The organism is Bacteroidetes Order II. bacterium, assembly GCA_016788705.1.
Lineage (GTDB): Bacteria > Bacteroidota > Rhodothermia > Rhodothermales > UBA2364 > UBA2364.
The window spans coordinates 1-6,261 of the sequence record JAEUSQ010000054.1 but is presented as its reverse complement, the minus strand read 5'-3'; the positions used below and the strand labels follow the sequence as shown (position 1 = coordinate 6,261).

Genomic DNA, 6,261 nt, shown 5'->3' with positions numbered 1-6,261 from the left:
CAGCAAGCCTGAGTTTTGTCAGTGCGACTACGGCCACTGGCTCTTACGACAATGCCACTGGCCTCTGGACGCTCGGTAATATCGCCCCCGGAACCTATAGCCTGACGATTAATGTAACGGTGAATTAATAACTTCCGCCGCTTAACTTAAAAAATATGTACCAAAATTCCGGCTTAATTGGAGCGTGGCTTTCAAATCGTATGTTCCAAATAGGCAGATCGGTACAAATGGCTAAACATGAAAAAATGGTTACCCAGCAAAGGGTATAAAAGCGTATAGATTGGCAAGCCCACCCTACGAAACGGTGCATAAGATGAAACGCCTTGGTTATTCGTTGGATGTGTTTATTTTTGTTTCGTGCAAGGCCAAAAACCGTAATAAAAGTGTTTCAACTTGGTTGAAGAGCACCATTTTTTGTAACTCTTTTCCCGTTAGGTATATGGATATATGGCCATGCAAGGCCGCCAGAAATGCCAAACCAACTGTTGTGTCCTTCCAAACCGATACAAAGTGCTGCGTTAGTTCGTGGTGGGCTTGCGCTGTGTGGGAAAGGCAGGCTGGGTTCAGCACCGCCCCTTGCAAACCAAACATCAGTTGGTATAAGGTATTGTGTTCTAACGCAAATTGTAGATACTTCTTGGTCAGTACTTCCGGCGCATTCATCCCTCCATCCAACGAAATCGCTTGCTTTAGCCGTTCATACCCCATTAGCATCAAACGACACAGCAGCGCTTCTTTTCCGTCAAAGTGCGCATAAATCATGGGGGTACTGTATTCAATGCGCTGAGCAATCTTTCGTATGGTAAGCCCGCCCCAACCATCGGTTTTTGCAATCTGCAAGGCGGCATCCAAGATATTTACCTCTCGTTCCTGCCATTCCCGTTGTTTTCTCGAGGGTTTTTCCATGTTGTTGTGCGTGTTCACTTGAAGGTCGTTGCGTATAAACCAACGCCCTCCCTCTCATTTGGTTCGCTTGTCGTTAGGAGGAACAAAAAAAGGTTGCACCCTTTTCGGATACAACCTGCCCTAATGGTGCTCTATGCCAATTTCAGGCCGTTCCTTTCAAAATTTTATTCCAATACAAATATGGAAGTAAGTTCTTTTTTAACAGCCACATAGAGTAACGTTCCTTGGTTTGGTCAAACGGGAACGAGGTCATGGGCTTGTTCTCGTAATCAAATTCTGCAAGGACTAATTTATGGTATCCGGTCACCAGCGGACAAGAGCCATAGCCTGTATAATTCCCGTTACCTTGCTTATTCTCCATTGTCGCCAAAAGATTTTCTACCAAGACGGGCGCTTGTTTACGAATGGCTGCCCCGGTTTTGGCATTTGGGGTACTTGTCGCATCTCCCGCCCCCCAAATATTGGCATAGCGGTTGTGTTGCAACGTATGCTTATTAATGTCTAACCACCCGAAGCCATTGCCCGGAACGGCTAATGGGCTGTCACGAATAAAGTCGGGAGCACTTTGTGGGGGTGTAGCGTGCATGATCTCAAAAGGAACCCCCACTTGTACCATCCGCCCGTCGTGACTGGTGTCCACCACCACACAGCCCATCCGTTCTAATTTTGCCTGATGGGCATGATGGTCAAACACTTCGGTCTCGAAAACCGCAATTTTTTCTTCGCCCCGTACTTCCACCAGATTATGACCAAAATGGGTTTCGATGTCGTATCGCTTAATAACTTCGTTTAAGGTTTTGGCAAATTCTGGAACGCCAAAAATGACTGTTCCACCCGAATAAAAATGGACACTGTCGTGTTTTAAAAGGCCGCTTTTCCTAAAATAATCGGCAGCCAAGTACATGATTTTTTGTGGCGCCCCCCCACATTTGATCGGTGTATTGGGAGCTGTGAAAAGAGCCTTGCCTTTCCCGCTAAAGTTTCTGATTAAGTCCCACGTTTGCGGCGCCCACTCAAAGCGGTAATTACTGGAAACCCCCTGGCGGTTTTCGATAGCAGACCGCAGCCCTTTAACTTTGTCCCAGTTGAGTTGAATGCCGGGACAAACCACCAATTGATCGTAGGTCACTTGATCACCATCCGAGAGGGTTACCTTGTTTTCGTCTGGCGAAAATCCGGTACAACCTGCCTGTATCCACTTCACATGCGAAGGCATGACCTCTTCTTGCGGACGGACGGTCTTTGCCACATCAAAGGCCCCACCACCAACCAAAGTCCAGGCTGGCTGGTAATAGTGTTTGTCTGCCGGATCCACAATTGCAATATCTAAATTCCGATTCTTCCGGTATAGTTGTGAAGCAATCGAAATACCGGCATTTCCACCGCCGATAATCAAAATCTGATGATGACGCATAGGGGTATGGTTTGGGGGTTGAACATTAGTTACAAGTAAATACAGGATATAAGTTGTTATTACAGGTTATAGTATAAAAAATAAATCAAGCAAAAACAATATGCAAAACGCTTTTTAGGCTTAAATTGTGTTACGACTTTTTTTCTATGTGCTTTGCAAGTGCTGGAAAGAATTGTTTTGAACGTTTTCACATATCCCCAAAAACCATGCAATCTACAGCCCCAACTCCCGACGCTTACGTTGAATCTTTACCAGAAGAACGGAAGCCTGTAATCCAAAAACTACGAGAGGTCATCTTAGAGAACCTACCCGATGGCTTCGAGGAAGAAATGAACTATGGCATGATTGGATATGTGGTCCCCAAATCCATCTATCCTGCAGGGTATCATTGCGACACTAAAATGCCACTACCGTTCCTGAATATTGCTTCGCAGAAACAGCATGTAGCGGTGTATCATATGGGAATTTATGCCGATCCGAACCTTATGCAATGGTTCAAAAGCGCCTACGCGGAACGGGTAAAAACTAAATTGGACATGGGCAAAAGTTGTATCCGGTTCAAAAATCCTGCCCATATCCCGTATGACCTAATCGGTGAATTGGCACGCCGGATGCCTCCACAAGAATGGATTGCTTTGTATGAAAAAGTTGTAAAACGTTGATGATTTAACCCGCCCAGAAGGTTTTGCCTGCCCAGATACCCAAAGCAGTGGCTCCAAAGCCCAAGCCAAGAGACGCCATCACATTAAGCAAAGCGGTGGTATAGTCGCTTCGTTGTACTAACGCTAGGGTTTCGAGGCTGAAGGTGGAAAAAGTGGTGTAAGCACCTAAAAAACCCGTTACAAAAAAGAGGCGGAATCCCGCCGAAATTTCGGTTTTCGCAAAATAGGGCAGTACCAAACCAATTAAAAAGCATCCCAATACATTGGCGATGGCGGTTCCCATTGGAAAAGCACCTCGCCAGAGGTAGGAAATGCCTACGGCGGTTGCGTAACGCATCAAAGCACCCAAGGCTCCACCGAGGGCAATAAAGAGAAGCTGCGGCTGCATTTTGCTTTTGGATAAGAAGGCGAAAATGGTAAATTACAACGATTCTGTACGATAAACCAATTAGAATGCCAAACCGTGACGCCATCAGCCGGAAGCATAAACTAGGGCAACCACCCGGCGCATTGCTCTATACCGGCACACCACGCACCGAAAAAGCCAGCTTTTCACTTACGAGCTACAACGATAAAACGCACTCGGAACACACTTATAATAACTTTGCGTCTTGTTTCGAGAAAACCATCCCTGGCTTTACCCACTGGATCAACATCGAAGGACTACATGATACCGAGTTGGTAGCGTCCATTGGCGAACGCTTTGGCATCCACCCGCTTACGCTGGAAGATGTGGTGAATACCCAAACACGCCCTAAATTCGAGGACTACGACGGTTATCTGGTAGTCATTCTGAAAATGATCCGCTTTGATCCAGAGGCCCGCAAGGTGATTACAGAGCAACTGGTGATCATCCTGAAAGACCGAATAGTCATCACGTTTCAGGAAAAAGATGGCGAAGATGCCTTCGATCATGTACGTCACCGCATCAAAGTTTCCAAAGGGCGGATCCGAAGATCGGGTGCAGATTATCTGTGTTATGCCCTCATGGATGCCGTTGTGGACTATTATTTTGAAGTGCTGGAGCGCATTGGTGATTTGGTGGAAGACTTAGAAGAAGCCCTGATCCAAGAACCCAAACAAGAAATGATGCACCGTCTGCACGACCTTAAACGGCAAATGATTATGCTCCGAAAATCAGTTTGGCCATTGCGGGAATTGATTAACAACATAGAACGTTCGGAAAATCCGCAAATTACCGACCATACCCATTTATACCTACGCGACCTAAAGGACCATATTGTTCTGGTCATTGATACCGTAGAAACCTACCGTGATTTATTGTCAGGGCTGATGGATTTGTACCTCTCCAGTGTTTCTAATAGGATGAACGAAGTGATGAAGGTCTTAGCAATTATTTCTACGGTGTTTATTCCGGTCACCTTTCTAGCGGGTGTTTATGGAATGAACTTCGATATTATGCCAGAATTACATGATCCGCGTGCATATTACATCCTTTGGGGAGTGATGATCCTATTGATGATTTCGCAAATTTTCTATTTTAAAAAACGAAAATGGCTCTGATTAGGCTTGTGGCATAGGCTTGGCTTTTTTTAACCGAAGTACCGTAATTTCTGGCCAGATGCCAACCCGCCCTGGAAAACCAAGGAAGCCAAAACCACGGTTCACATACAGAAATTTACCCACTTCTTCGTAGAGGTCTGCCCAGCGACGATACCTAAATTTAACCGGACTCCAGCGAAAACCTGGAATTTCAATCCCAAATTGCATCCCATGCGTATGCCCAGAAAGTGTGAGGGGCAAACGGGTCTCGTGCGATAACACTTCTTGTTCCCAGTGTGTAGGATCATGGCTGAGCAGGATCTTAAAAGCATTTTGCGGGACTTGGGCCAGGGCCTTATCCAGATCGCCGTGTTGCGGGAACGGTGGTAAGCCCCAGTTTTCCACACCAACAACGGCCAATTGTGCCCCATTTCTTTCGACGATATGGTGTTCGTTGCGCAAAAGCCGGAAGCCAATTTTTTCGTGATGCTGTGCCAATTTGACCAGATTTTGTTGCTTCGCCTCTATAGAGGGCCAAGACACATAATCGCCATAATCGTGATTGCCCAAAACTGAATAAAGACCATGTGGCGCTTTCATTTGTGCAAAAACTGCTTGCCATGCGTCCATTTCTTCGGCTTTATTATTGACCATATCACCCGTAAAAACAATGATATCGCTGCCTTGTTGATTGATTAGTTGTACACCGCGTGCCACCGCTTCTGGATCGTCAAAACTCCCCACATGTAAATCTGATATTTGGGTGATCGTAAATCCATCAAGGGCTTCGGGCAAGTCGGGGAAGATCAACGTCCGCCGACGAACCGTAAAGTTGTATTTGCCAAAGGTTACGCCATGAACAATACCCGCAAACGGAATACTGGCGAGGCCAAGCGCAACCATACTTACAAAACGACGCCGATCTTCTATTACGGGTGTTTCTGGGGCGATTTGTCCAAATTGTTTCAGTACCCAAACCCCACCTCCGCGTATCAATCGGTAGCCATCTTCCAGCAAGAGTGGGATCATAAATACGATTTTAGGGGCATACAGCAAGATCAAGCCGATCCCAATGAAGCGCATAAAGTCCGGCGAGGGCCGGTTTCCACTCCAGAATAACACGGTGGCCGCAAGCAGGCCAGTCCAAAAAATAAGGTGGATGGACCACCAAAGGATCACCGCCGTTTTCCGAAAGTGCGGCGCAAGTCCATCCGTAAGAGTACGTAAACCCCTGTAAGCATATACATCTAACAAGATCAGAAGACCTACAAAAATCCCGATCCGTAATATTGCTGGCATAGTATTTTGTTCAAAGAGATTGGTTATAAGAGTTGCCTCTTACGCCACTCAACACAAAAAGATGCCCGCTTCATCCGAATATTGGGCACGTTTAACGCAAACGTAACGCACAATGGGGTAATCAAATAGGTAGGGATGCCGTGCGTTTTAGATTAGAATAACGTGAGGTTGAACAGTCAATGCGCTGTCGTAGCAGTCGCCCTCGCACGACATGCTCTGCCGGTAGCCCCGCTTGGCCAAGTGCTTCCTGAATTTTGCACTGGCGTACTGGCTGCCTTGGTCGGAATGTACGATGGCCCCTGCTGCGAGGTTCCTTACATCCGAATGAACTACCTCGTTTTGTGCGCATAGTAGGCGCTACGGCTTACCCCCAATGCCGAGCACGCTGTTATGGTCGGGAACTGGCCGAGATGTTCGTCTATGAACTCGTAGGTCTTCACGATGTCGTCCGGCTGAAAATGAACAAGGCTTTTTTTA

Annotated in this window: 6 protein-coding genes; 2 read left to right on the top strand and 4 right to left on the bottom strand. The window is 46.6% G+C overall.

Annotated elements, in window-relative coordinates:
• Positions 1–327: 327 nt before the first annotated feature.
• Both JNN12_14260 and JNN12_14255 read right to left on the bottom strand, forming a co-directional pair.
• Positions 328–906: a TetR/AcrR family transcriptional regulator gene (locus JNN12_14260; GenBank protein ID MBL7979498.1), complete on the bottom strand. Its 579-nt coding sequence runs from the start codon at positions 904–906 to the stop codon at positions 328–330.
• A gap of 142 nt (positions 907–1,048) precedes the next feature.
• A complete protein-coding gene (locus JNN12_14255; protein MBL7979497.1) occupies positions 1,049–2,320 on the bottom strand; it encodes an NAD(P)/FAD-dependent oxidoreductase in 1,272 nt (423 codons plus the stop codon).
• 206 nt (positions 2,321–2,526) lie between these two features.
• Between JNN12_14255 and JNN12_14250 the strand changes: the two genes are divergently transcribed.
• Positions 2,527–2,982: a DUF1801 domain-containing protein gene (locus JNN12_14250; GenBank protein MBL7979496.1), complete on the top strand. Its 456-nt coding sequence runs from the start codon at positions 2,527–2,529 to the stop codon at positions 2,980–2,982.
• 4 nt (positions 2,983–2,986) lie between these two features.
• Here JNN12_14250 and crcB read toward each other — a convergent pair whose 3' ends face one another.
• Positions 2,987–3,370, bottom strand: a complete 384-nt coding sequence (gene crcB, locus JNN12_14245; GenBank protein ID MBL7979495.1) for a fluoride efflux transporter CrcB — start codon at positions 3,368–3,370, stop codon at positions 2,987–2,989.
• 65 nt (positions 3,371–3,435) lie between these two features.
• Between crcB and corA the strand changes: the two genes are divergently transcribed.
• On the top strand, positions 3,436–4,506 hold the full coding sequence (gene corA / locus JNN12_14240) for a magnesium/cobalt transporter CorA (GenBank protein MBL7979494.1): 1,071 nt from the start codon (positions 3,436–3,438) through the stop codon (positions 4,504–4,506).
• Here corA and JNN12_14235 read toward each other — a convergent pair whose 3' ends face one another.
• Positions 4,507–5,784, bottom strand: coding sequence for a metallophosphoesterase (locus JNN12_14235; GenBank protein ID MBL7979493.1), 1,278 nt, complete (start codon positions 5,782–5,784; stop codon positions 4,507–4,509).
• Positions 5,785–6,261: the final 477 nt, after the last annotated feature.

What these genes read in the sequence shown, in the direction of transcription:
- JNN12_14260 (MBL7979498.1), bottom strand. Translation starts at nt 906, where the DNA reads ATGGAAAAACCCTCGAGAAAACAACGGGAATGGCAGGAACGAGAGGTA.
- JNN12_14255 (MBL7979497.1), bottom strand. Translation starts at nt 2,320, where the DNA reads ATGCGTCATCATCAGATTTTGATTATCGGCGGTGGAAATGCCGGTATT.
- JNN12_14250 (MBL7979496.1), top strand. Translation starts at nt 2,527, where the DNA reads ATGCAATCTACAGCCCCAACTCCCGACGCTTACGTTGAATCTTTACCA.
- crcB (MBL7979495.1), bottom strand. Translation starts at nt 3,370, where the DNA reads ATGCAGCCGCAGCTTCTCTTTATTGCCCTCGGTGGAGCCTTGGGTGCT.
- corA (MBL7979494.1), top strand. Translation starts at nt 3,436, where the DNA reads ATGCCAAACCGTGACGCCATCAGCCGGAAGCATAAACTAGGGCAACCA.
- JNN12_14235 (MBL7979493.1), bottom strand. Translation starts at nt 5,784, where the DNA reads ATGCCAGCAATATTACGGATCGGGATTTTTGTAGGTCTTCTGATCTTG.